Annotated in this window: 17 protein-coding genes and 1 riboswitch; of the genes, 6 read left to right on the forward strand and 11 right to left on the reverse strand. The window is 53.9% G+C overall.

The annotated features are described in order from the left end of the window. Window positions 1–428 precede the first annotated feature (428 nt). Together murI and btuB are read right to left on the reverse strand one after the other, a co-directional pair. Window positions 429–1,280 carry a glutamate racemase gene (murI, locus tag J4617_RS20785; RefSeq protein ID WP_000201805.1) on the reverse strand — a complete coding sequence of 284 codons (852 nt, stop codon included), beginning with the start codon at window positions 1,278–1,280 and terminating at the stop codon, window positions 429–431. Continuing rightward, entirely contained in the window at window positions 1,225–3,069 is a 1,845-nt protein-coding gene (gene btuB, locus J4617_RS20790) for a TonB-dependent vitamin B12 receptor BtuB (RefSeq protein WP_000591403.1), read from the reverse strand. Before btuB ends, murI begins: the two co-directional genes overlap by 56 nt. 65 nt (window positions 3,070–3,134) lie before the next feature. Next, window positions 3,135–3,328: riboswitch (cobalamin riboswitch) on the reverse strand. A 114-nt stretch (window positions 3,329–3,442) separates the two neighbouring features. On the opposite strand from btuB, the gene trmA reads away from it, so the two are divergent. Then, window positions 3,443–4,543, forward strand: a complete 1,101-nt coding sequence (gene trmA, locus J4617_RS20795) for a tRNA (uridine(54)-C5)-methyltransferase TrmA (protein ID WP_017466064.1) — start codon at window positions 3,443–3,445, stop codon at window positions 4,541–4,543. A gap of 46 nt (window positions 4,544–4,589) precedes the next feature. On the opposite strand, the gene J4617_RS20800 is transcribed toward trmA, so the two are convergent. After that, window positions 4,590–4,949, reverse strand: a complete 360-nt coding sequence (locus J4617_RS20800) for a YijD family membrane protein (RefSeq protein WP_000813838.1) — start codon at window positions 4,947–4,949, stop codon at window positions 4,590–4,592. Between the two features lie 15 nt (window positions 4,950–4,964). Continuing rightward, window positions 4,965–5,600, reverse strand: coding sequence for an HTH-type transcriptional repressor FabR (fabR, locus tag J4617_RS20805; protein ID WP_000971958.1), 636 nt, complete (start codon window positions 5,598–5,600; stop codon window positions 4,965–4,967). A gap of 198 nt (window positions 5,601–5,798) precedes the next feature. Between fabR and sthA the strand changes: the two genes are divergently transcribed. Further along, window positions 5,799–7,199 carry a Si-specific NAD(P)(+) transhydrogenase gene (gene sthA, locus J4617_RS20810; protein WP_001120791.1) on the forward strand — a complete coding sequence of 467 codons (1,401 nt, stop codon included), beginning with the start codon at window positions 5,799–5,801 and terminating at the stop codon, window positions 7,197–7,199. Here sthA and oxyR read toward each other — a convergent pair. The 4 genes from oxyR to argC form a co-directional block, all read right to left on the reverse strand. Beyond that, window positions 7,182–8,099 (reverse strand): DNA-binding transcriptional regulator OxyR, encoded by a 918-nt coding sequence (gene oxyR, locus J4617_RS20815; RefSeq protein WP_001025919.1) that lies wholly within the window; start codon window positions 8,097–8,099, stop codon window positions 7,182–7,184. The two genes, sthA and oxyR, sit on opposite strands and share 18 nt — an antisense overlap. A gap of 285 nt (window positions 8,100–8,384) precedes the next feature. After that, window positions 8,385–9,761: an argininosuccinate lyase gene (argH, locus tag J4617_RS20820; RefSeq protein ID WP_001230051.1), complete on the reverse strand. Its 1,377-nt coding sequence runs from the start codon at window positions 9,759–9,761 to the stop codon at window positions 8,385–8,387. A 117-nt stretch (window positions 9,762–9,878) separates the two neighbouring features. Next, window positions 9,879–10,655 carry an acetylglutamate kinase gene (gene argB, locus J4617_RS20825; RefSeq protein WP_001575262.1) on the reverse strand — a complete coding sequence of 259 codons (777 nt, stop codon included), beginning with the start codon at window positions 10,653–10,655 and terminating at the stop codon, window positions 9,879–9,881. A 7-nt stretch (window positions 10,656–10,662) separates the two neighbouring features. Beyond that, a complete protein-coding gene (argC, locus tag J4617_RS20830; protein ID WP_000935335.1) occupies window positions 10,663–11,667 on the reverse strand; it encodes an N-acetyl-gamma-glutamyl-phosphate reductase in 1,005 nt (334 codons plus the stop codon). A gap of 88 nt (window positions 11,668–11,755) precedes the next feature. On the opposite strand from argC, the gene argE reads away from it, so the two are divergent. The 4 genes from argE to J4617_RS20850 all read left to right on the forward strand — a co-directional run bounded on the left by argE (window position 11,756) and on the right by J4617_RS20850 (window position 18,883). Next, entirely contained in the window at window positions 11,756–12,907 is a 1,152-nt protein-coding gene (gene argE / locus J4617_RS20835) for an acetylornithine deacetylase (RefSeq protein WP_000800208.1), read from the forward strand. 368 nt (window positions 12,908–13,275) lie between these two features. Further along, a complete protein-coding gene (gene ppc, locus J4617_RS20840) occupies window positions 13,276–15,927 on the forward strand; it encodes a phosphoenolpyruvate carboxylase (RefSeq protein WP_001005548.1) in 2,652 nt (883 codons plus the stop codon). Between the two features lie 210 nt (window positions 15,928–16,137). Next, window positions 16,138–17,871 carry a phosphoethanolamine transferase CptA gene (locus J4617_RS20845; protein ID WP_001192092.1) on the forward strand — a complete coding sequence of 578 codons (1,734 nt, stop codon included), beginning with the start codon at window positions 16,138–16,140 and terminating at the stop codon, window positions 17,869–17,871. Window positions 17,872–18,031: 160 nt separating this feature from the next. Further along, window positions 18,032–18,883 carry an AraC family transcriptional regulator gene (locus J4617_RS20850; RefSeq protein ID WP_001523749.1) on the forward strand — a complete coding sequence of 284 codons (852 nt, stop codon included), beginning with the start codon at window positions 18,032–18,034 and terminating at the stop codon, window positions 18,881–18,883. Here the strand turns inward: J4617_RS20850 and J4617_RS20855 are convergent. From J4617_RS20855 to J4617_RS20865, 3 genes are read right to left on the reverse strand one after another with little or no spacing between them, the layout of a single operon-like run. Then, complete coding sequence (locus tag J4617_RS20855) at window positions 18,870–19,223, reverse strand: PTS fructose-like transporter subunit IIB (RefSeq protein ID WP_000290522.1); 354 nt, start codon at window positions 19,221–19,223, stop codon at window positions 18,870–18,872. The genes J4617_RS20850 and J4617_RS20855 overlap by 14 nt on opposite strands. A 1-nt stretch (window position 19,224) precedes the next feature. Then, window positions 19,225–20,103: a [formate-C-acetyltransferase]-activating enzyme gene (locus J4617_RS20860; RefSeq protein ID WP_000171724.1), complete on the reverse strand. Its 879-nt coding sequence runs from the start codon at window positions 20,101–20,103 to the stop codon at window positions 19,225–19,227. Next, the gene (locus J4617_RS20865; protein ID WP_000149714.1) at window positions 20,069–22,366 is read right to left on the reverse strand and encodes a formate C-acetyltransferase; all 2,298 of its coding nucleotides are present in this window, start codon (window positions 22,364–22,366) and stop codon (window positions 20,069–20,071) included. The genes J4617_RS20860 and J4617_RS20865 overlap by 35 nt, the downstream gene beginning before the upstream one ends. Window positions 22,367–22,455: the final 89 nt, after the last annotated feature.

Consider the following 22,455-nt stretch of genomic DNA (forward strand, 5'->3'; position numbering starts at 1 on the left):
AGGCCTGCCGCCAGCGTTCAATCTGAGCCATGATCAAACTCTTCAATTTAAAAGTTTGATGCTCAAAGAATTAAACTTCGTAATGAATTACGTGTTCACTCTTGAGACTTGGTATTCATTTTTCGTCTTGCGACGTTAAGAATCCGTATCTTCGAGTGCCCACACAGATTGTCTGATAAATTGTTAAAGAGCAGTGCCGCTTCGCTTTTTCTCAGCGGCGCGGGGTGTGCATATTACGCTTTCCCGCTTCAGAGTCAAGCCTTTATTTTCGCTTTTCTCCGTGAGGTTCTGGTCTGAACCCCGCTGACCCGGCGGCCTGTGTGCCGTTGTTCCGTGTCAGTGGTGGCGCATTATAGGGAGTTATTTCTGCCTGACAAGAGGAAATTTAAAATAATTTCTCAAGTGCCTGGTATTTACCCAAAACGCCATTAAACCGGCAGTTTTTCGAGCGTTTCAAAGCCATAACGCTGTAAAACGGGTAATAATTGTTCAGCTCCTGGCGTCATTGCCATGCAATAAGCAATATTGGCATCGGTTGATTTCGCATCCGGCGCTTCATGTTCCAACAGCCAGGCTGTACGACGCGCTATCGCCGCGCCGGAATCCACTAACCGCGTCCCTTCGGGCAGGACTTGCAAAAGTTCGTCCCGTAATAGAGGGAAATGCGTACACCCCAGAACGACCGTGTCAGGCGGCTCCGGCATTCGTAGCCATGGGCGTAATATGCGGCGCAGTTCTTCCAGCGATACCGAATCGCCATGTAATTTAGCTTCCGCCAGTTCCACCAGTTCTGCCGACCCCAACATCGCTATCTGACATTCATTGGCGAAGCGCGCAATCAGCTCGTGAGTATAAGGACGTTTGACCGTGGCTCTCGTCGCCAGTAGCCCGACGACGCCATTTGCGGTCAGCCGCGCCGCTGGTTTAATCGCAGGCACAACGCCCACCACCGGGAAGGCAAACTTTTCACGTAATGCGGGAAGTGAGACCGTACTGGCGGTATTACAGGCAATCACCGCCAGTGAAAGGGGATAGCGCTGCTGTACCGCGGTCACAATCTCGACAACGCGCTCGACGATAAACGTTTCGCTCTTTTCCCCGTAGGGGAAAGCCACGTTATCGAAAGCATATATATAGTGGAGATCCGGCAGGAGCCGCCGAATCTCATCATAGACCGACAATCCACCGACGCCGGAATCAAATACCAGCACGGTGGGACGTGGTTCAGAAGGTGTAGCTGCCAGACAAGGTGTATTCTCGTCCTGCAGTTTGGTAGCCATAAACTGTCTCGTAATCTTTGTCGAACAGGTTGGCTATTTTACCACGAACTGTCAGATGTGAGGTGACCGGATATGCAACCGTAAGATCCCATAAACTGACGCCGCCCATTTTTACTGTCCGGTATGGGTAAGCGGAGTAATCCGAATCATAGCGGGAACCAAGGTATTGATATGTCACCCCCCAGTCAAAATCGTAAACGTCCCAGTCAAGTTGATATTTTGCCATCTGTTTGGAACGCCGCGGTAATGGCGTATCGGTAATCGCATTACGCGCATCAACGTAATCGTAACTGACCGTATGCGTTAACGGTCCGGTATCGAAATTCGCCGTCGCCTCAATACCTTTAATGCGCGCCTTACCTTCGTTGTAATATTTTTGCAGATGATCGTCATAATCGATCATGTCATTAATATCGTTACGATAACCTGAAATACGCCAGCTGACGCCAGCGGTTAGCCCTTCAAATGCGCCTTCCCACTGTTTACTCTTTTCAGGATTCAGGTTCGGATTACCGTAATAACCATACAGTTGGCCCAAATTAGGCGCTTTGTAGGAGGTTCCGTAGGAGGCAATAAAGCGATAACCTTCTATAAACTCCCATCCCGCGCTGGTTTGCCATGTACCATGACGACCAAACTGGGAGTTGTCATCACTGCGCGCCGCCGCTTCCAGAGTGAAGTCACCCAACTGTTGTAATCCTGTCAGGTAAACCCCGGTATTACGCTGGTCATATCCCTCGGGCACATAGCCGGTACCTGGCGTGGTAGTCTGTTTCTGCCAGTCTACGCCCGCCCCAACATTACCGTGCCCCACGACCACACTGTTGGTCCATTGAACATTGTACTGTTTCATCTCATCCAGCGTGGCGGAGGTATCATACCGGCCATAGTGCGGATCATAGTTGTAATCTTTACTGTGGCTATAGCTTGAAACCAGCTGAGACTGAATACGTTCGCCATTAAAGCGCAGCCCGGCGTCCCAGCTTTGGCTATAAAGTTTGCGTGTATCAATCAGCGGCGAGCCCGGCGAGTAATAGGCGTCGTAATCGGTACGGTTATCGTAGCCATAACCACGCACGAATCCGCTCCAGCGATCAGAAAAGGTATGCTCTAACGCGCCATAAAGCGTTTTACTCAAAAAGCCGTCCCGGTCAGGCTGCGCCTGCATCCCGGTACCGCCTTTCGCTACCACGTCAAACCCTTTGGTGTATTCGTAATCGCCGATCAACGTCGCCCGCGTGTTTTCGCCAAGTTGCTGTTGCGTCGAGATGTCGTAATTCTGGTAGCTATTGCTTCCCCATCCAGCGGTTAATTCTGTGCCTGGGTTATCGCGCGTCGTAATGATATTCACTACGCCGCCGATAGCATCGGAACCATAAATAGCGGAGCGCGGACCGCGAATATATTCAATGCGCTGTACCAGCGACACCGGGAACTGGCTGAGATCGGCGGACCCGCTCACGCCTGCTAAATTCAGACGCACGCCGTCAATCAATACCAGTACATGGCTGGAGTTGGTGCCGCGAATGAAAATGGAGGAGTTTTGTCCGGCGCCGCCGCTCTGCGCAATATCGACGCCAGGCAAACGGCGCAGAACATCATTTACGGAGGTCGATTGCCAGCGTTCAATATCCTGACGCGTCACGATGGTAACGGGCGCCAGAACCGCGCTGCGCGGCTGCTGAAAACGGTTGGCGGTGACAACCAGGGTATCCGGGCTAGTGTCCTGCGCCCAAGCGGAAAAGGCCGTGACGGAGAACGCCGTCAGCAGCGTAGCTTTTTTAATCATTGTAAAGCATCCACAATATAAGAAGGATGCCGCAGGCTTCATCGATAGTACGCGATGATGAAAAACCAGATGCGACGTTAGCCGGCAGGTCTTCGGGCTTGGAGGGTTATCCGTTGGCTGGATAGCAGAAATGATGACTTCCCGCCGGAGGCAGTGTCTGCTTACGCTCTCATCTCACCTTTCCTTACCGCTGCGCGTCAGCTCCAGATTTTCACTAGATTCCCTATTAACTCACAGGACCGGCCCACGGATGCTACCGTCTGTCACAACACCCTGTCCAGACCGCGCATCACAAATCAGAAATCATCAATAGCTGGACATCCACTGAGCAATCCCTACAATCCCCGCGTACTTTTATTATTCAGGATGCGATATGACCCCCGAACATCTTCCGACAGAACAGTATGAGGCGCAGCTGGCCGAAAAAGTGGCGCGCTTGCAGAGTATGATGGCGCCGTTTTCTGGCCTGGTTCCGGAAGTATTTCGCTCGCCGGTCAGTCACTATCGTATGCGTGCGGAATTTCGCCTGTGGCATGACGGCGATGACCTGTACCACATTATGTTTGATCAGCAGACCAAAAGCCGGATTCGCGTTGACACCTTCCCGGCGGCCAGCCAACTGATTAATACCTTAATGAAGGCGATGATTGCCGGCGTGCGCGATAATCATGCACTGCGGCATAAGCTGTTCCAGATTGATTATCTCACGACCTTGAGCAACCAGGCGGTAGTGTCGTTGCTGTACCATAAGAAGCTGGACGAAGAGTGGCGTGAAGCCGCCACTACGTTACGCGATGCTTTACGCGCGCAAGGTCTGAACGTACATCTGATTGGCCGGGCCACTAAAACTAAAATCGAATTGGATCAGGATTATATTGATGAGCGTCTGCCTGTGGCAGGTAAAGAGATGATCTACCGCCAGGTCGAAAACAGCTTTACGCAGCCAAACGCCGCCATGAATATTCAGATGTTAGAGTGGGCGCTGGAGGTGACGAAAGACTCAAAAGGCGATCTGCTTGAGTTGTATTGCGGCAACGGCAATTTTTCTTTAGCGCTGGCGCGCAATTTTAACCGCGTGCTGGCAACCGAAATCGCCAAACCGTCCGTCGCTGCCGCACAGTACAATATTGCCGCTAATCATATTGATAATGTGCAAATTATTCGCATGGCGGCGGAAGAGTTTACCCAGGCGATGAATGGCGTTCGTGAGTTTAACCGCCTGCAGGGGATCGACCTGAAGCGCTATCAGTGCGAAACCATTTTTGTCGATCCGCCGCGCAGCGGTCTGGACAGCGAAACGGAAAAAATGGTGCAGGCTTATCCACGTATTCTGTACATTTCCTGCAATCCGGAAACGTTGTGCAAAAACCTGGAAACGTTAAGCCAGACGCACACGGTGTCTCGCCTGGCGCTATTCGATCAGTTCCCGTATACGCATCATATGGAATGCGGAGTATTACTCACCGCAAGGTAAAATGTACGTCGGATGGCCGGTTATACCGCCATCCGGCATTCGCACACTATTCCGCGGTGTCCTGCTTGCGGTTACGCAGTTTAAAGCCAATCCAGAATACCAGAATCACCGACAGCACCGCCGGGAAGAAATTAGAGCCAATATCCGGATATTCTGCACGCACCACGGTGCTATACAGTAAAACGCCAAGAATGAAACAGGCGGCGGCCAACCCCGGCAAACCTACCGGCATAGTACGATTTTGGTAGCGCTGATGCAGGCAATATACCGTCAGCACCAGCGAGATAACCGGGAATACGGAGAACGGCACAATAGCGCTAAACAGCGCCGCGAATGTGCCGTTAATCGATAAGCCAGCGATGAGCGCCAGCAACAGCGTACCTTTATCTTGACCTGACTGTTTCATTACTCGTCCTTCACGTTATTCGGAATGATGTGCTATTTTCTCTTGCTCACGGCGATACCAGTAATACGCCCCTTTCGCAATCATGCGCAGTTGCAATACCAGCCGCTCTTCTAATTGCCGACGCTGTTCAGCGCCGATGTCCAACGCCTCTGCGCCCGCGCTAAAGACAATAGTTACCATCGCTTCGGCCTGGGCTTCAGTAAACGCGCGCGGCATATGGTTTTCGAGTTCCAGATAGTCGGCAAGTTCCGCAATAAAGTGCTGAATCTCCCGTGCGACGGCGGCACGAAACGCCGCTGAAGTGCCGGAACGTTCGCGCAATAACAGACGGAAGGCGTTGGGGTTGTTGCCGATAAACTCCATAAATGTGGAGACCGACGTGCGAATGACGCTGCCGCCTTTCGCGATACGCTGTCGCGCCTGACGCATCAACTGACGCAGCATCAGACCGCTTTCATCCACCATCGTCAGACCGAGTTCATCGACATCGCGAAAATGACGGTAAAACGACGTTGGCGCAATGCCCGCTTCACGCGCCACCTCACGCAAACTCAGGCTGGCAAAACTCCGCTCAGCGCTCAGTTGGCTGAATGCGGCTTCCACCAGCGAACGCCGGGTTTTTTCTTTTTGTTGCGCTCTAACACCCATCACAATGTCTGAATCCTTCCATATGCCTTATTCGGCACTATACCAGAGAATAAAAGTAACGGGTTCACACTGGATTGTGAATGATTGTTTACAGACAGTTTGTGCTCCGGCTTCGCAAAAAAGCACAACGATAATTGGGTTAAAGCTGGGCAAATGTTATCATCGTGTTTATTTTATGTATAAAAACAGGTGAGTAATACCATGCCACATTCCTGGGATTATGATGCAGTCGTCATAGGGTCAGGCCCCGGCGGTGAAGGCGCTGCAATGGGTCTGGTTAAGCAAGGAGCACGCGTCGCGGTGATTGAGCGTTATCATAACGTTGGCGGCGGATGTACCCACTGGGGCACCATCCCATCCAAAGCCCTTCGCCACGCCGTCAGCCGCATTATTGAATTTAATCAAAACCCGCTCTATAGCGACCACTCCCGTCTCCTTCGTTCTTCTTTCGCCGACATCCTTAATCATGCCGATAACGTGATTAATCAACAAACGCGTATGCGTCAGGGGTTTTATGAGCGTAACCACTGTGAAATATTGCAGGGCAACGCCCATTTTATTGACGAACATACCCTGGCGCTGGAATGCCATGACGGCACGGTTGAAACCCTGACGGCAGAAAAATTTGTTATTGCCTGTGGTTCGCGTCCTTACCATCCCAGTGATGTGGATTTCTCGCATCCGCGCATTTATGACAGCGACTCAATCCTGAGTCTCCACCATGAACCGCGCCACGTTATTATTTACGGCGCCGGCGTTATCGGCTGCGAATATGCGTCCATCTTCCGCGGTATGGATGTGAAAGTGGATCTGATCAACACCCGCGATCGCCTGCTGGCCTTTCTCGATCAGGAGATGTCCGACTCTCTCTCTTACCATTTCTGGAATAGCGGCGTGGTTATTCGCCACAATGAAGAGTATGAGAAAATCGAAGGCTGCGATGATGGCGTCATCATGCACCTGAAATCCGGCAAAAAACTGAAGGCTGACTGCCTGCTCTATGCTAATGGCCGTACCGGTAACACCGATTCGCTGGCGCTGGAGAATATTGGTCTGGAAACAGACAGCCGTGGACAGCTCAAAGTCAACAGTATGTACCAGACCGCCCTGCCGCACGTCTATGCGGTGGGCGACGTGATTGGCTATCCCAGTCTGGCCTCCGCCGCTTACGATCAGGGGCGTATTGCAGCGCAGGCGCTGGTGAAAGGCGAAGCGACCGCGCATCTTATCGAAGATATCCCCACCGGGATTTATACCATTCCGGAAATCAGTTCTGTCGGCAAAACCGAGCAGCAGTTAACGGCAATGAAAGTGCCTTACGAAGTGGGCCGCGCGCAGTTTAAGCATCTGGCGCGAGCGCAAATCGTCGGCATGAACGTCGGCACGCTAAAAATTCTCTTCCACCGCGAAACCAAAGAAATTCTGGGGATTCACTGCTTTGGCGAACGCGCCGCCGAAATTATTCATATCGGCCAGGCAATCATGGAGCAGAAAGGTGGCGGTAACACCATTGAATACTTCGTTAACACCACCTTTAACTACCCAACCATGGCGGAAGCTTATCGGGTTGCGGCGTTGAACGGCTTAAACCGCCTGTTTTAACGCCTTGTCGAAATGGCCATCCATTGCGCCACGGATGGCCTCTGCCAGTTGCTCATAACGGCTACGCAGCGGCGATCCCGGGCGATAAACCAGCCCCACGGTACGACGCGGCTCCGGCTTAATGCATGGCAGATAAACCACGCCGTCGCGCTTACGCTCCTGCGGTACGGCCAGCGCGGGGAGTAGTGTAATACCACTGCCCGCCGCCACCATGTTGCGCAGCGTTTCCAGACTGGTCGCCCGGAAATGGGTATCTTCATCCGCTCCCGCTTCAAAACAGAACCCCATCGCCTGATCGCGCAGACAGTGGCCATCTTCCAGCATCAGCAATTTCTCGCCCGCCAGATCGGACATCGGCACGCGATCGCGATTCGCCCACGGATGATCCTCATAAATAGCCAGCATCATGGGCTCATCAAACAGCGGCACTTCAATAAACGCCTCGCTCTCTTTCACCAGCGCCAGAATAGCGCAGTCAAGCTTGCCGCTATCGAGTTGCGCTAACAACTGATGCGTTTGCGCCTCATGCAGATACATTTCCAGCTTCGGGAAAGTCTGGTGCAACATTGGAATGATAAGCGGCAGCAAATAGGGACCAATTGTTGGGATTAAACCAATATGCAGCGGGCCGGACATCGTCTCGCCTTGTTGGCTTGCCATCTCCTTGAGCACCTTGACCTCACGCAGTACGGTACGCGCCTGATCCACCAGCAGTAAGCCCGCCTGGGTAAACAACACCTTACGGCTCGTACGCTCCAGCAGCATAACGCCCAGCTCATCTTCCAGCTTGCGTATTTGCCCGCTAAGGGTTGGCTGGCTGACGTGACAGGAGTCCGCCGCTCGCCGGAAATGGCGATGTTCGGCTAACGCCACCAGATATTCAAGATCACGAATATTCATTATTCATCCTCCGTCGCCACGATAGTTCATGGCGATAGGTAGCATAGCAACGAACGATTATCCCTATCAACCTTTCTGATTAATAATACATCACAGAACGGAGCGGTTTCTCGTTTAACCCTTGAAGACACCACCCGTTCAGAGGGTATCTCTCGAACCCGAAATAACTAAAGCCAACGTGAACTTTTGCGGACCTCTGGTCCGCTTTTTTTTTCGCGTAAAAAAGCCCGGCGTCGCTGATGCTCGGCCGGGCAGTATTACCTGATGGCGCTACGCTTATAAGGCCTACAACGCGAGGCGCGCCTTCGCATCGTTGATGGCCTGCGCCACCTGCAGCGGAGAAACGCCGCCTTTTGCCGCCCGTTTATCCAGACACGACTGCAAAGACAATATCGGATACACATCGTCGCCAATCACGCGGCTGAATTTCTGTAAATCGGCCAGCGGCAACGCTTCCAGCGGCTTACCCTGGCGAATAGCTTCTACCACCGCTTCGCCAACAATATGGTGCGCTTCGCGGAACGGCACGCCTTTCGCGACCAGGTAATCCGCCAGCTCCGTGGCGTTGGCATACCCCTGTTGCGCCGCGTCCTGACAACGTGGGCGTTTCACCTGAATACCGTCCAGCACCAACGCCGCCATATGCAGGCAGTCAAGCCAGGTATCGAGCGCATCGAACAGCCCTTCTTTGTCTTCCTGCATATCTTTGTTATACGCCAGCGGCAGACCTTTTAAAGTCATCATCATGCCGGTTAGCGCCCCTTGTACGCGACCGCACTTACCGCGAATCAGCTCCAGCGCGTCCGGGTTTTTCTTCTGCGGCATTAACGATGAACCGGAAGTCACGCGGTCAGAAAGCTCTACAAAGCCCGCTTCACCAGAATTAAAGAAAATCAGATCTTCCGCGAAGCGTGACAGATGCACCATGCCGATAGCCGCATCAGAAAGCAGTTCCAGTACGTGGTCACGATCGGACACGCTGTCCAGGCTGTTGCGGGTCGCAGAGGTAAAGCCCAGCCAGCCTGCCAATTGTTCACGGTCAATTTCATAGGCCGTGCCCGCCAATGCGCCGCAGCCTAGCGGACTCACGTCCAGACGTTTAAGCGTGTCCTGCAGGCGGCTTTCATCGCGCGCCAGCATTTCGACATACGCGAGACACCAGTGGGCGAAAGTCACTGGCTGCGCGCGTTGCAGATGGGTATATCCCGGCATTACCGCGTCCTGGTTCGCCTGCGCGGTTTCCACCAGCGCGCTCTGTAACTGGCGGTTAGCGGTAAGCAGTTCCCTCACCGTCTCTTTGCACCACAGTTTCAGGTCCGTCGCCACTTGATCGTTACGGCTGCGTCCGGTGTGCAGCTTTTTACCCAACTGACCCACTTTGTCGATGAGCTTACCTTCCACCCAGCTATGGATATCTTCCGCATCGCTTTGCAGGATTTGCTGCGGATTCGCGCGAACCTCTTCCAGCAACACGTTCAGCGCTTCTTCCAACTGTCGTTGCTCATCGGCAGTCAGTACGCCTACCGTGACCAATGCTTTAGACCAGGCCACAGAACCGACAATATCCTGCTCTGCCAGACGGTAATCGAAGCGCAACGAATCATTGAATTGTTTAAACCGCTGGTCTGCCGCCTGTGTAAAACGCCCACCCCAAAGTGCCATAATAGACTTCCTTAAATTCTTCGAATTTCACTGCCGGATGGCGCTACGCTTATCCGGCCTATAATTTCTGTTCACGTAGGCCCGATAAGGCGCAGCCGCCATCGGGCGAACAAATAGTTAAGCCAGAATACGCGTGCCAATCGGCGTACCGTTAAACAGCGCCGGCAGTTGCTCCGCATGACGCCAGGAAGCGATATCCACCGGGCGACCCAGCGCCCGCGCAGCATCGAGAGCCGCATTCACTTTCACAATCATCCCGTCGGTAATAATGCCCTGGTCGATAAGCTGCTCGGCTTTGGACGCCGTCATTTCGGCGATACGCTGGCCTTTGCCGTCCAGAATACCGCTCACGTCGGAAAGCAGGATCAGATCGGCCCCCAGCGTCGCCGCCAGCGCGGTTGCCGCCTGATCGGCGTTGACGTTCATCAGTTGACCGTCGTCTGTTACGCCAATGGAGCTGACCACCGGCAGAAAGCCGTTTTCCAGCAGCATGTTAATCAGCTTCGGCGACCCCGGCTGCGCCAGCCCGACGTGGCCTAACGCTTCATCGAGTTGAGTCACGTTTACGCTGTCGCCATCGCCCAGAAACAGACCAACAGAGGCGATATGGTGTTTCTTCGCCCAGGCCAGCAGAGTTTTGTTAGCGGTTCCCGCCAGCGCGCCGGTAATGATGCCAATCTGATCGGCAGGCGTCACGCGCAGGCCGTCTTTCTTTTTCACTGGCAAATTAAGCCCTTTCATCAGCTCATCCACCACGCAACCGCCGCCGTGAACAATCACCAACGGACGCTGATGGGACTCACGATAGTTGACCAACGCGGTAAAAAGACGTTCCAGAGCCTCTTCGCTATCCAGTAATACGCCACCCAGCTTGATAATTAATGGATTCATCATTTCACCCTTAAATAAGAGACTGCGTTTCAGCGAAGCCAAAACGAATATTAGCGCACTGCACCGCCTGCGCCGCTGCGCCTTTCAACAAGTTGTCTTCGGCTGCCACCACAATCAGATGTTCGCCCTGGACGGCAAAACCAATATCGCAGAACGGCAGCCCGACGACGTTCTTTAACGCCGGAACGCCTTTGTCATACAGGCGCACCAGCGGTTTGTCGCCATAGGCTTTTTGCAACACGTCGGCGACCTGCGCATGGGTTACTCCCGCTTTCAGGCGGCAGGTAATGGTTTCCAGAATCCCGCGCGGAAAATTCCCCAGATGCGGGGTGAAGATGACCTCCGCGCCCAGATGGACGGCGATTTCCGGCTGATGACGATGCGTAAACACGCCATACGGTTGCAGACTCACTTCACAGAAACTGTTCGAAATTGCCGCTTTGCGCCCCGCGCCGCTCACCCCGCTGGTGGCATTAATTACCGGCCACTGCGTCAGATCCAGAAGCCCGCCGTCAATCAGCGGTTTTAGCGACAACTGCGCTGCGGTTGGATAGCAACCAGGAACCGCAATCAGATTCGCCGTGTTCAGTTTATCGGCATTCCACTCCGCCAGACCGTACACCGCCTGCTCCAGCAGCTCAGGATACTGATGAGTAAATCCGTAATATTTTTCATAGAAGGCGCGATCGTTTACCCGAAACGCGCCGGAAAGATCGAATACGACGCATCCGGCCTGTAAAAACTGCGGCGCCAGATCGTGGCTCACTTCATGCGCTGTCGCCAGGAACACCACATCAACATCTGCGCTAAAGTCACGTACATCCGACATCGGTTGCAATGGCAGGTCGACAATCCCTTTTAACTGCGGATGTAAATCAGAAATTAACTTTCCTGCATCATTGCTTTGCGCTGAGACGGTCAAAGCGGTTATGGTCATATGTGGGTGGCGATTTACGTAGCTTACAAGCTCTGCGCCCGCATAACCGCTAGCGCCTACAATCAGCGTATTCAACATCGGGTTCCTTTATGCTCAACGTTAATGTATTTTTATTCATAATTAATGCATGAATATTGATACTATCATGACCTGAGGTGTGTCAACAATGAAAAACGTTTTACCGCCATTTATCGAGATTTACCGCGCTTTGATTGCCACACCGTCGATAAGCGCAACCGAAGAATCCCTGGATCAAAGTAATGCGTCTTTAATCACTTTGCTTGCAGGCTGGTTCAGCGATCTTGGTTTCAACGTAGAGGTTCAACCGGTTCCAGGAACGCGAAACAAATTTAATATGCTCGCCAGCACCGGACATGGCGCGGGCGGTTTGCTGCTGACCGGCCATACCGACACGGTTCCCTTTGATGACGGACGCTGGACGCGCGACCCGTTCACGCTGACCGAGCATGACAATAAGCTCTATGGCCTGGGCACTGCGGATATGAAAGGCTTCTTCGCTTTTATTCTGGACGCGCTACGTGACGTTGACGTCACAAAGTTGAAAAAGCCGCTCTACATTCTGGCGACCGCCGATGAAGAGACCAGCATGGCGGGGGCGCGTTATTTTTCCGAAACCACGGCATTACGTCCGGACTGCGCGATCATTGGCGAACCGACGTCGTTGCAACCGATACGCGCGCACAAAGGGCATATCTCTAATGTCGTTCGCGTCCTGGGGCAGTCCGGTCATTCCAGCGACCCGGCGCGTGGGGTTAACGCCATTGAACTGATGCACGATGCGATTGGCCATATCATGCAACTGCGTGACTCGCTGAAAGCGCGGTATCACTACGAGGCGTTTACCGTTCCGTATCCAACGCTGAATCTGGGCCATATTCACGGCGGCGATGCCTCAAACCGTATCTGCGCCTGCTGCGAATTGCATATGGATATTCGTCCACTGCCGGGCATGACGTTAAACGACCTTAATGGACTGCTTAACGACGCGCTGGCCCCGGTAAGCGAACGCTGGCCGGGCCGCCTGACGGTGGCGGAATTACATCCGCCGATTCCAGGTTACGAGTGTCCACCGGACCACCAACTGGTTGAAGTAGTAGAAAAACTGTTGGGAACAAAAACCGACGTGGTGAACTACTGTACTGAAGCGCCGTTTATGCAGACATTATGCCCAACGCTGGTGCTTGGTCCGGGCTCAATTAATCAGGCGCATCAGCCGGATGAATATCTCGAAACGCGTTTTATTAAGCCAACCCGGGAATTGATTACCCAGGTAGTACACCATTTTTGCTGGCATTAATGCATATTGCCCGGTGACGTGATGTTTACCGGGCCTCCCCCGTCTTGTAGGCCGGATAAGCGCAGCGCCATCCGGCATCTCTACGCCACATGTTCATAAGCATTTCTTATTTGGCACGATGCGAATTAACTTTAATAAATTACCGCCATTTTTTCGTTTGCTGAACCGATTTCGCAGTAATTGACGCCACGGGTTTTACGTGGCTTTATAAAAGACGGCTAAAAAGCAAAGTCCGAAAAATTTCACGTCACAGCAAGGCGGCAAACGAGCCCATTCCGCAGAACTGGCATAAGGGCGAGAGCAGCCAACGCCGCTGTGGCGTGAAAGAGACAGGGCAATTACATTAAAGATGGGGTGTCTGGGGTCATATGAACGAACAATATTCCGCGTTGCGTAGTAATGTCAGTATGCTCGGCAAGGTGCTGGGAGAAACCATCAAGGATGCGCTGGGAGAACACATTCTTGATCGCGTAGAAACAATCCGTAAGCTATCCAAATCTTCACGCGCCGGCAATGAAGCTAATCGCCAGGAGCTGCTCACCACGCTACAAAATTTGTCTAATGACGAGCTGCTGCCAGTTGCGCGCGCGTTTAGTCAGTTCCTGAACCTGGCCAATACTGCCGAGCAATACCACAGCATTTCGCCAAAAGGCGAAGCCGCCAGCAACCCGGAAGTGATTGCCCGCACTCTGCGTAAACTGAAAAACCAACCGGACCTCAACGACGCAACCATCAAAAAAGCGGTAGAGTCGCTGTCTCTGGAGTTGGTGTTAACCGCCCATCCGACAGAGATTACCCGCCGTACGCTTATTCACAAGATGGGTGAAATCAACAACTGTCTGAAACAGCTTGATAATACCGATATCGCCGACTACGAACGTCACCAGGTGATGCGTCGCCTGCGCCAGTTGATTGCCCAATCCTGGCATACGGATGAGATCCGCAAGCAGCGTCCAAGCCCGGTGGATGAAGCCAAATGGGGCTTCGCCGTGGTTGAGAACAGCCTGTGGCAGGGCGTACCTAACTATCTGCGTGAACTGAACGAACAGCTGGAAGAAAATCTCGGCTACAAATTGCCGGTGGATTTTGTGCCGGTACGTTTTACCTCCTGGATGGGCGGCGACCGTGACGGCAACCCGAACGTGACGGCGGATATCACCCGCCACGTACTCTTGTTAAGCCGCTGGAAAGCCACCGATCTGTTCCTGAAAGACATTCATGTTCTGGTATCAGAACTGTCGATGGTCGACGCCACGCCGGAGCTGCTGGCGTTAGTGGGCGAAGAAGGCGCGTCTGAGCCGTATCGCTACCTGATGAAAAAATTGCGCGCCCGTCTGATGGCGACCCAGTCCTGGCTGGAAGCGCGTCTGAAAGGCGAGAAGCTGCCCAAACCGGCTGGCCTGCTGACGCAAAACGAGCAGCTCTGGGAACCTCTGTACGCCTGCTACCAGTCGTTACAGGCCTGCGGCATGGGCATTATCGCCAACGGCGAGTTACTCGACACGCTCCGCCGCGTGAAGTGTTTCGGCGTACCGCTGGTGCGTATTGATATCCGTCAGGAGAGCACCCGCCATACCGAAGCGCTGGGCGAAATTACCCGCTACCTCGGTATTGGCGACTACGAAAGCTGGTCGGAAGCCGACAAGCAGGCCTTCCTGATCCGCGAGCTGAACTCCAAACGTCCGCTGCTGCCGCGTAACTGGGAGCCGAGCAACGATACCCGCGAAGTGCTTGAAACCTGCAAGGTTATTGCCGAAGCGCCTAAAGGATCGATCGCCGCCTACGTAATTTCAATGGCGAAAACGCCGTCTGATGTGCTGGCTGTGCATCTGCTGCTGAAAGAGGCAGGTATCGGCTTTGCCATGCCGGTCGCGCCGCTGTTTGAAACCCTCGACGACCTGAACAATGCCGACGACGTGATGACCCAGTTGTTGAATATCGACTGGTATCGCGGACTGATTCAGGGTAAGCAGATGGTCATGATCGGCTACTCCGACTCGGCGAAAGACGCCGGCGTTATGGCCGCGTCATGGGCGCAGTATCAGGCGCAGGACGCCCTGATCAAAACCTGTGAAAAAGCCGGCATCGAGCTTACCCTCTTCCACGGCCGCGGCGGTTCTATTGGCCGTGGCGGCGCGCCAGCCCACGCGGCGCTGCTTTCGCAACCGCCAGGCAGTCTGAAAGGCGGTCTGCGCGTGACCGAGCAGGGCGAGATGATCCGCTTCAAATACGGCCTGCCGGAAGTCACCGTCAGCAGCCTCTCGCTCTACACCAGCGCAATTCTGGAAGCAAACCTGCTGCCGCCGCCGGAACCGAAAGACAGCTGGCGTCATATTATGGATGAGCTTTCCGTCATCTCCTGTGAAACCTACCGCGGCTACGTGCGCGAAAATAAAGACTTTGTACCGTACTTCCGCTCCGCGACGCCGGAGCAAGAGTTGGGCAAATTGCCGCTCGGCTCACGTCCGGCGAAACGTCGTCCAACTGGCGGCGTCGAATCGCTGCGCGCGATTCCGTGGATCTTCGCCTGGACGCAAAACCGCCTGATGCTGCCAGCCTGGCTGGGCGCGGGTACTGCGCTGCAAAAAGTGGTGGAAGACGGTAAACAAAGCGAACTGGAAGCCATGTGCCGCGACTGGCCGTTCTTCTCCACGCGTCTTGGGATGCTGGAAATGGTGTTCTCGAAAGCCGACCTGTGGCTGGCCGACTATTACGATCAGCGTCTGGTGGCGAAAACGCTATGGCCGCTGGGCAAAGAGCTACGAGACCTGCTGGAAGAAGACATTAAAGTGGTGCTGGCGATTGCCAACGATTCGCACCTGATGGCCGACTTACCGTGGATTGCGGAGTCCATTCAGTTAAGAAACGTTTATACCGATCCATTAAACGTGTTGCAGGCCGAATTGCTGTATCGTTCCCGTCTGACTGAAGAGCAGGGCAAATCGCCCGATCCTCGCGTCGAACAGGCGTTGATGGTCACGATTGCGGGCGTCGCTGCCGGTATGCGCAACACCGGCTAACGCAAAAAGAGAGCCGCTCTCACGCAGTTATGTGGGGGCGGCATGAAATACTGCTGTCATCCTCGTCATTTTTTCAATATATTCCTGTCTGCATTTTATGCATTTGTAAATCTTTCTTAGCAAAACGTGCGGCATAAAGCAGGTTTGCTTCAGATTCTTTTAAGGTTCAGGCGTTACGTTTGGCGCTACGATTAAAGACAGGCTCTCATTATGCAATCCACATTACTCCAGACTAAACCCGCGTTTAGCTGGAAAGCCCTGGGCTGGGCACTGCTCTACTTTTGGTTCTTTTCCACCCTCCTGCAGGCCATTATTTATCTCACCGGATACAGCGGGACAAACGGTCTGCGGGATTCGCTACTGTACAGCTCACTGTGGCTGATCCCGGTCTTTCTGTTTCCAGGCCGCATCCGGGTTATTGCTGCCGTTATTGGCGTCGTACTCTGGGCCGCCTCGCTGGCGGCGCTGAGCTATTACGTAATCTACGGGCAGGAGTTCTCGCAAAGCGTGCTGTTTGTGATGTTTGAAACCAACGCCAATGAAGCCAGCGAATATTTAAGCCAATATTTCAGTCTGAAAATTGTTCTTGTCGCGCTGGCTTATACGGTGGCGGCGATTTTGCTGTGGACACGTCTGCGCCCGGTTTATATTCCATCCCCCTGGCGTTATCTGGTGTCGTTTGCCCTGCTGTACGGGCTGATCCTCCATCCCATCGCGATGAATACCTTTATCAAGCATAAGTCGATGGAGAAAACGCTGGATAGCCTGGCATCACGAATGGAACCCGCCGCGCCGTGGCAATTTATTACTGGCTACTATCAGTACCGTTTACAGCTCGCCTCGCTGAATAAACTGCTGAATGAAAACGATGCCCTGCCGCCGCTGGCTAACTTCCAGGACCACTCCGGCGATGCGCCGCGCACGCTGGTACTGGTGATTGGCGAATCGACCCAGCGTGGCCGTATGAGTCTGTACGGTTATCCGCGCGAAACCACGCCGGAACTGGACGCGCTGCATAAAACCGACCCCGGGCTGACCGTGTTTAATAACGTGGTAACTTCGCGACCGTACACCATTGAGATTCTGCAACAGGCGCTAACGTTCGCGGACGAAAAGAACCCGGACTGGTATCTGACAAAGCCATCGCTGATGAATATGATGAAACAGGCCGGGTATAAAACCTTCTGGATCACTAACCAGCAGACGATGACGGCGCGTAATACCATGCTGACCGTGTTCTCTAAGCAGACTGATAAGCAGTTCTATATGAACCAGCAGCGCACTCAAAGCGCACGCGAATATGACAGCAACGTGCTGGCGCCGTTTAAAGCGGTGTTAGCCGACCCGGCGCCGAAAAAATTCATTATTGTGCATCTGCTGGGAACGCACATTAAATACAAGTTCCGCTATCCAGAAAACCAGGGCAAGTTTGATGGTAAAACTGACCATGTTCCGCCGGGATTAAGCAGCGACGAACTGGAATCGTATAACGATTACGACAACGCGAACCTGTATAATGACTATGTTGTCGCCAGCCTGATTAAGGACTATAAAGCGACCGATCCGAACGGTTTCCTGCTCTACTTCTCCGACCACGGTGAAGAAGTGTATGACACGCCGCCGCATAAGACGCAGGGACGAAACGAAGATTCGCCAACCCGTCATATGTATACGGTGCCGTTCCTGCTGTGGACCTCAGAGAAATGGCAGGCAGCGCATCCGCGCGACTTCTCACAGGATGTCGATCGTAAGTACAGCAGTTCCGAGCTTATCCACACCTGGTCGGACTTAGCGGGCCTGACCTATGATGGCTACGACCCGACGCGTTCCATCACCAACCCGCAGTTCAAAGAGACCACGCGCTGGATTGGCAACCCGTATAAGAAAAACGCGCTGATTGATTATGATACGTTGCCGTATGGCGATCAGGTCGGTAATCAATAGCCTGTATGTTGCCCGATAACGCTAACGCTTATCGGGCCTGGCGTTCTTCTCTTCCGTAGTCCGGATAAGGCGCAAAGCGCCGCTATCCGGCAATAATTGCTTGAGGACATCGGTTTTCGACGTTACTGTTTCCTCTGTTTGCGATCGGCAGGGGATTATCATGTATCACGACGTCAGCCACCTTCTCTCCCGTCTCATCAACGGCCCGCTGCCGCTGCGCCAGATTTATTTTGCCAGCGCCAGCGGCCCAGCGCCGGAACTGGCGTACCAGGTGGATTTTCCGCGGCTAGAGATTGTGCTGGAGGGCGAGCTTACTGACATGAGCATTACCGCCCCGCTCATTCCTTGCGATGTTCTCTACGTTCCGGCTGGCGGCTGGAACATCCCGCAATGGCAAACGCCCGTCACCACCCTGAGCATTCTGTTTGGCAAACAGCAGTTAGGTTTCAGCGTGGTCCACTGGAACGGTCAGCAGCATCAAAACCTCACGAAACAGCACGTTGCGCGCCGCGGCCCGCGTATCGGCTCGTTCCTGTTACAAACGCTTAATGAGATGCAGATGCAGCCGCAAGAGCAGCAAACGGCCAGATTGATTGTCGCCAGCCTACTAAGCCATTGCCGCGATCTGCTCGGCAGCCAAATCCAGACTGCCTCCCGCAGCCGCGCGCTTTTTGAAGCCATTCGGGAGTATATTGATGAACGCTACGCCGCGCCGTTGACGCGCGAATCGGTAGCACAAGCGTTTTATATCTCGCCAAATTACCTCTCGCACCTGTTCCAGAAAACGGGGGCCATCGGCTTTAACGAATACCTGAACCATACGCGACTGGAACACGCCAAAACGTTGCTGAAGGGCTATGACCTGAAAGTGAAAGAGGTGGCGCACCGTTGCGGCTTTGTCGACAGTAACTATTTCTGCCGCCTGTTTCGCAAAAATACGGAACGCTCGCCGTCGGAGTATCGCCGCCAGTATCACAGCCAGCTAACGGAAAAGCAGATTACTCCAGGATAAGGTGGGTATGTTGCGGCGCGGAAAGGAGTTTACGCACAGCGCTCATTACCCGCTGTGGCTCCCGCAAAAAAGCGCTGATCCCCGACTGGACATAGCGACTCCGGGTAAATCGCTCCACGCCCGCCAGCTCGATATCGGTAATGAGCAACACGACATCGGCACGGCGGATATCCTCTTCCGTTAAGCGGTTCTCTGTACCGAGTGCCCCCTGGGTTTCAATCTTGATGCTCCACTTCTCCTGCTGGCAAAGTTTTTCCAGCCGTTCAGCAGCCATATAGGTATGCGCTACACCGCTCACGCAGGCGGTCACTGCCACCAGATGCCGTACAGGTACTGCCATATTAACCTCCTGTGGTGACCTGAAATCCTGCTTGCTCCGCCATCTCCCGAAACAGAGCGATCTCTTGCACCGACGGCGCGGGAATATCTTTCATCATCCATGATTTTCCAAGCAGCCGGTATTTCGGCTCGCCGTACTGATGAAACGGTAGCAGGTGAACCTGCTTTATTCCTAATGATCTCAACAATGTTAACGCGCACTGCAGATTCTCTGCGTTAAGCGTAAAGCCAGGAATCAACGGCAAACGAGGGATCACCGTGATTCCCTCGCTAACCAGTAACCGTAAATTCTCCAGTACGCGCGGCAGATTCATGTTGATCACCTCGCGCGCCCGCTCCGCATCCATAATTTTCAGATCAAACAATACCTCATCACACGCCCTTGCCAACGGCAGTAGACGGCTGGCCGACGTATCGCCAGCCGTTTCAATAGCACAAGGAACGCCCCAACGCCGCAATCGCTGTAAGAAGCGCGTGGCGAACGGCGCCTGCATCAGCACTTCGCCGCCAGAAAGCGTCACCCCGCCGCCGGAAGTACGAAAGAAGATGTCGTCTTTCAGCACTTCGCGTTCCAGTTCATCCAGCGTAATATCACGCCCAATACGCTCAAACGCGCCGGAAGGACATTCGTCGGCATCCCGCAGACACGGCGTGCAACGCAGGCATTTATTTTCCCGGCGCACCGTTTCAATGCGCGGCGAGATAGATTCCGGATTAGCGCACCACGGACAGGTATGCGGACAGCCCTTAAAAAAGACCACCGTACGAATCCCCTGCCCGTCATTCAGCGAATAACGCTGGATATTGAAGATACGCGCGGTCTCCTCATCGCGCGCCCCCACAACCTCACAACTGATGCGCGGTGCGGCGAATAATGTCATCCTGAATCTCCTTCGACAGCTCGACAAAGAAGGCGCTGTAGCCCGCCACGCGCACCACCAGCCCCGCAAAATCCTGAGGCCGTAGCTGCGCTTCGCGCAATGTGTCGGCATTCACCACATTAAACTGGATGTGCTGCAGTTTGAGCTGGGTAAACGCGCGCAGGAAATCCGCCAGCTTGCGCAGTCCCGCCTCTCCTTCCAGAGTCGCAGGAGTAAACTTCACGTTCAGCAACGTACCGTTCGACAGCAGCGTGTTATCCAACTTACTTACTGATTTTAGTACCGCCGTCGGCCCTTGCATATCCTGTCCGAGCATCGGCGACAGGCCGCCATCCGCCAGCTGTTCTCCGGCAAAACGCCCGTCCGGTGTCGCGCCGACCACCGCTCCCAGCGGCACATGCGCGGAAACCGTGTATGAACCCGGCGTAAACTGGCCGCCGCGCGGATTCTGGTATTTTTCCACCTCTTTGCAGTAATACCGCAGCAGTTCGGCGCTGATGTTATCGACATTATCAATGTCGTTGCCATATTTTTCGAAGCGGTTGATAAGCCTGGCGCGGATCTTTTCCCCTTCTGGCGTGGCGAAGTTGTTTTTCAGGATCGACAGCAGCGCATCAAAACTCAGGCGCTGCTGATCGAATACCAGCCCATTGAGCGCATGAAGGGAATCACTCAGGTTGGCGATACCGATGCCCTGTACGCCCGAAAAGTTATAGCGCGCGCCGCCGTCGGTGATGTCTCGCCCTTTCTCCAGGCAGTCGCTGATAAACGAAGAGAGCAGCGGCACCGGCGCCCAGTCACGATGGCCGATATCGCAAATATTGCTGCCTTCTACCATTAGTGTAATGTAGTGACTGATTTTGGCGCGAATATGCGCCAGCAACGCCTCATAAGTAAGAGTGTCGTTGCCCTCATTTTCATACAAGCTGATTTCCATCACTTTCAGCAGATTAAACATGGCGATGTCATGCAGCCCGTAGGTTCTGCCCGGAATCGACAGCTCAACACATCCCACCACCGCATAATCGCGCGCATCCTCCAACGACACGCCACGGTTAAGGAACGCGGGAACCACCACTTCGTCATTGAAAATCTGTGGAATGCCGGTACCGAGGCGAATGGTCTCGGCGGTCTTGAGCAGGAACGGCGTATCAATCAGCGCGTTAGTGCGCACGCCGAGATTCGGCTGCGGCAACTGCACGCTCTGGTAGGCATCCAGGCAGAGAAAAGAGAGCACGTTTACCGCGCTGCGTCCGCTTTCCGTCAATCCGCCCAGCAGCGCGGTGTAACCCGTCGGGAAACCGGCAAAATAGCGCGCGCTACTGGTGGAACGCAGCAGCACGATATCGTTGCATTTCACCCACAGCGACTCGAGCAACTCTTTCAGGAACGCCGGATCGTCGCCCTGAGTGAGCGAAGTCTGATAAAACGGCAGCATGTACTGGTCGAAGCGCCCGAGCGACAGCGAACTGGCGTTGGACTCGTACTGCAAAATAATGTTCATGTACCAGAACAGCTGACATGCTTGCCAGAACGTCTGTGGTTTGTGCTGCGCGTTATGCCGCGAATTGGCGGCAATGGTGAGCAGTTCCTGACGACGACGAGCGTCCGGGCAGCGCTCCGCCTGCTGTTCCGCCAGTACGGCATAACGCAGGATGTGGCGTTGCGATGCCTCAAGTAACAACAGAGCGGCCTGATAAAAGTCGTTTTCCGGCTGTTGCTCGCAGCGCGCGCGCATCTGCGCCGCCAGTTCACCCAGCCCGTTATTGAGCAAGCGTGGATAATCAATAATGATATGCCCCTGCCCTTTATCCGTCTGGTTAATGCTAAAAATCTGGGTGCTGACGGCGGCTTTCACCTCATCGGTCATCTGCCCGTTAATAAAATCTTTCATCGACCGTTTTTCCCAGTACGGGAATAGAACCTCACGATAGAGGCGCTTATCCTCTTCGCTGATATCAAAACGGTCCTGCGGACGCGTCGGGAACCGATCCAGCTCGTTAAGCAGCCAATACGGGTCCATTTCCGGCGACATAATACCCGCGCGCGGCTTAACGGTTCGGTTTCCGGCAATCAGCTCCTCGTCACGAATCGAAATTTCAACATGTTCAAGGATATACGCCGTCGCTTTGGCGCGGCGCAAAATGACCGGTTCGCCCTCCGTCTGCTGATGGCTGGCGGTATAAAGCAGCGCGCGCTCCAGAGAAATTTCACGGTGATTCTGAAACAGAGCGGCTTTGAGGCGTTGAATACGATGGGTCATGAGGAGCTCCTGTGGACACGAGCGCCGGATGGCGGCATAAATCTCTTATCGGGCCTGTGAGCAGGCCCGATAAACTTGCGCCATCGGGC

Origin of the sequence: Salmonella sp. 32010601201800023SM, from assembly GCF_017572235.1 — a bacterium.
GTDB lineage: Bacteria > Pseudomonadota > Gammaproteobacteria > Enterobacterales > Enterobacteriaceae > Salmonella > Salmonella enterica.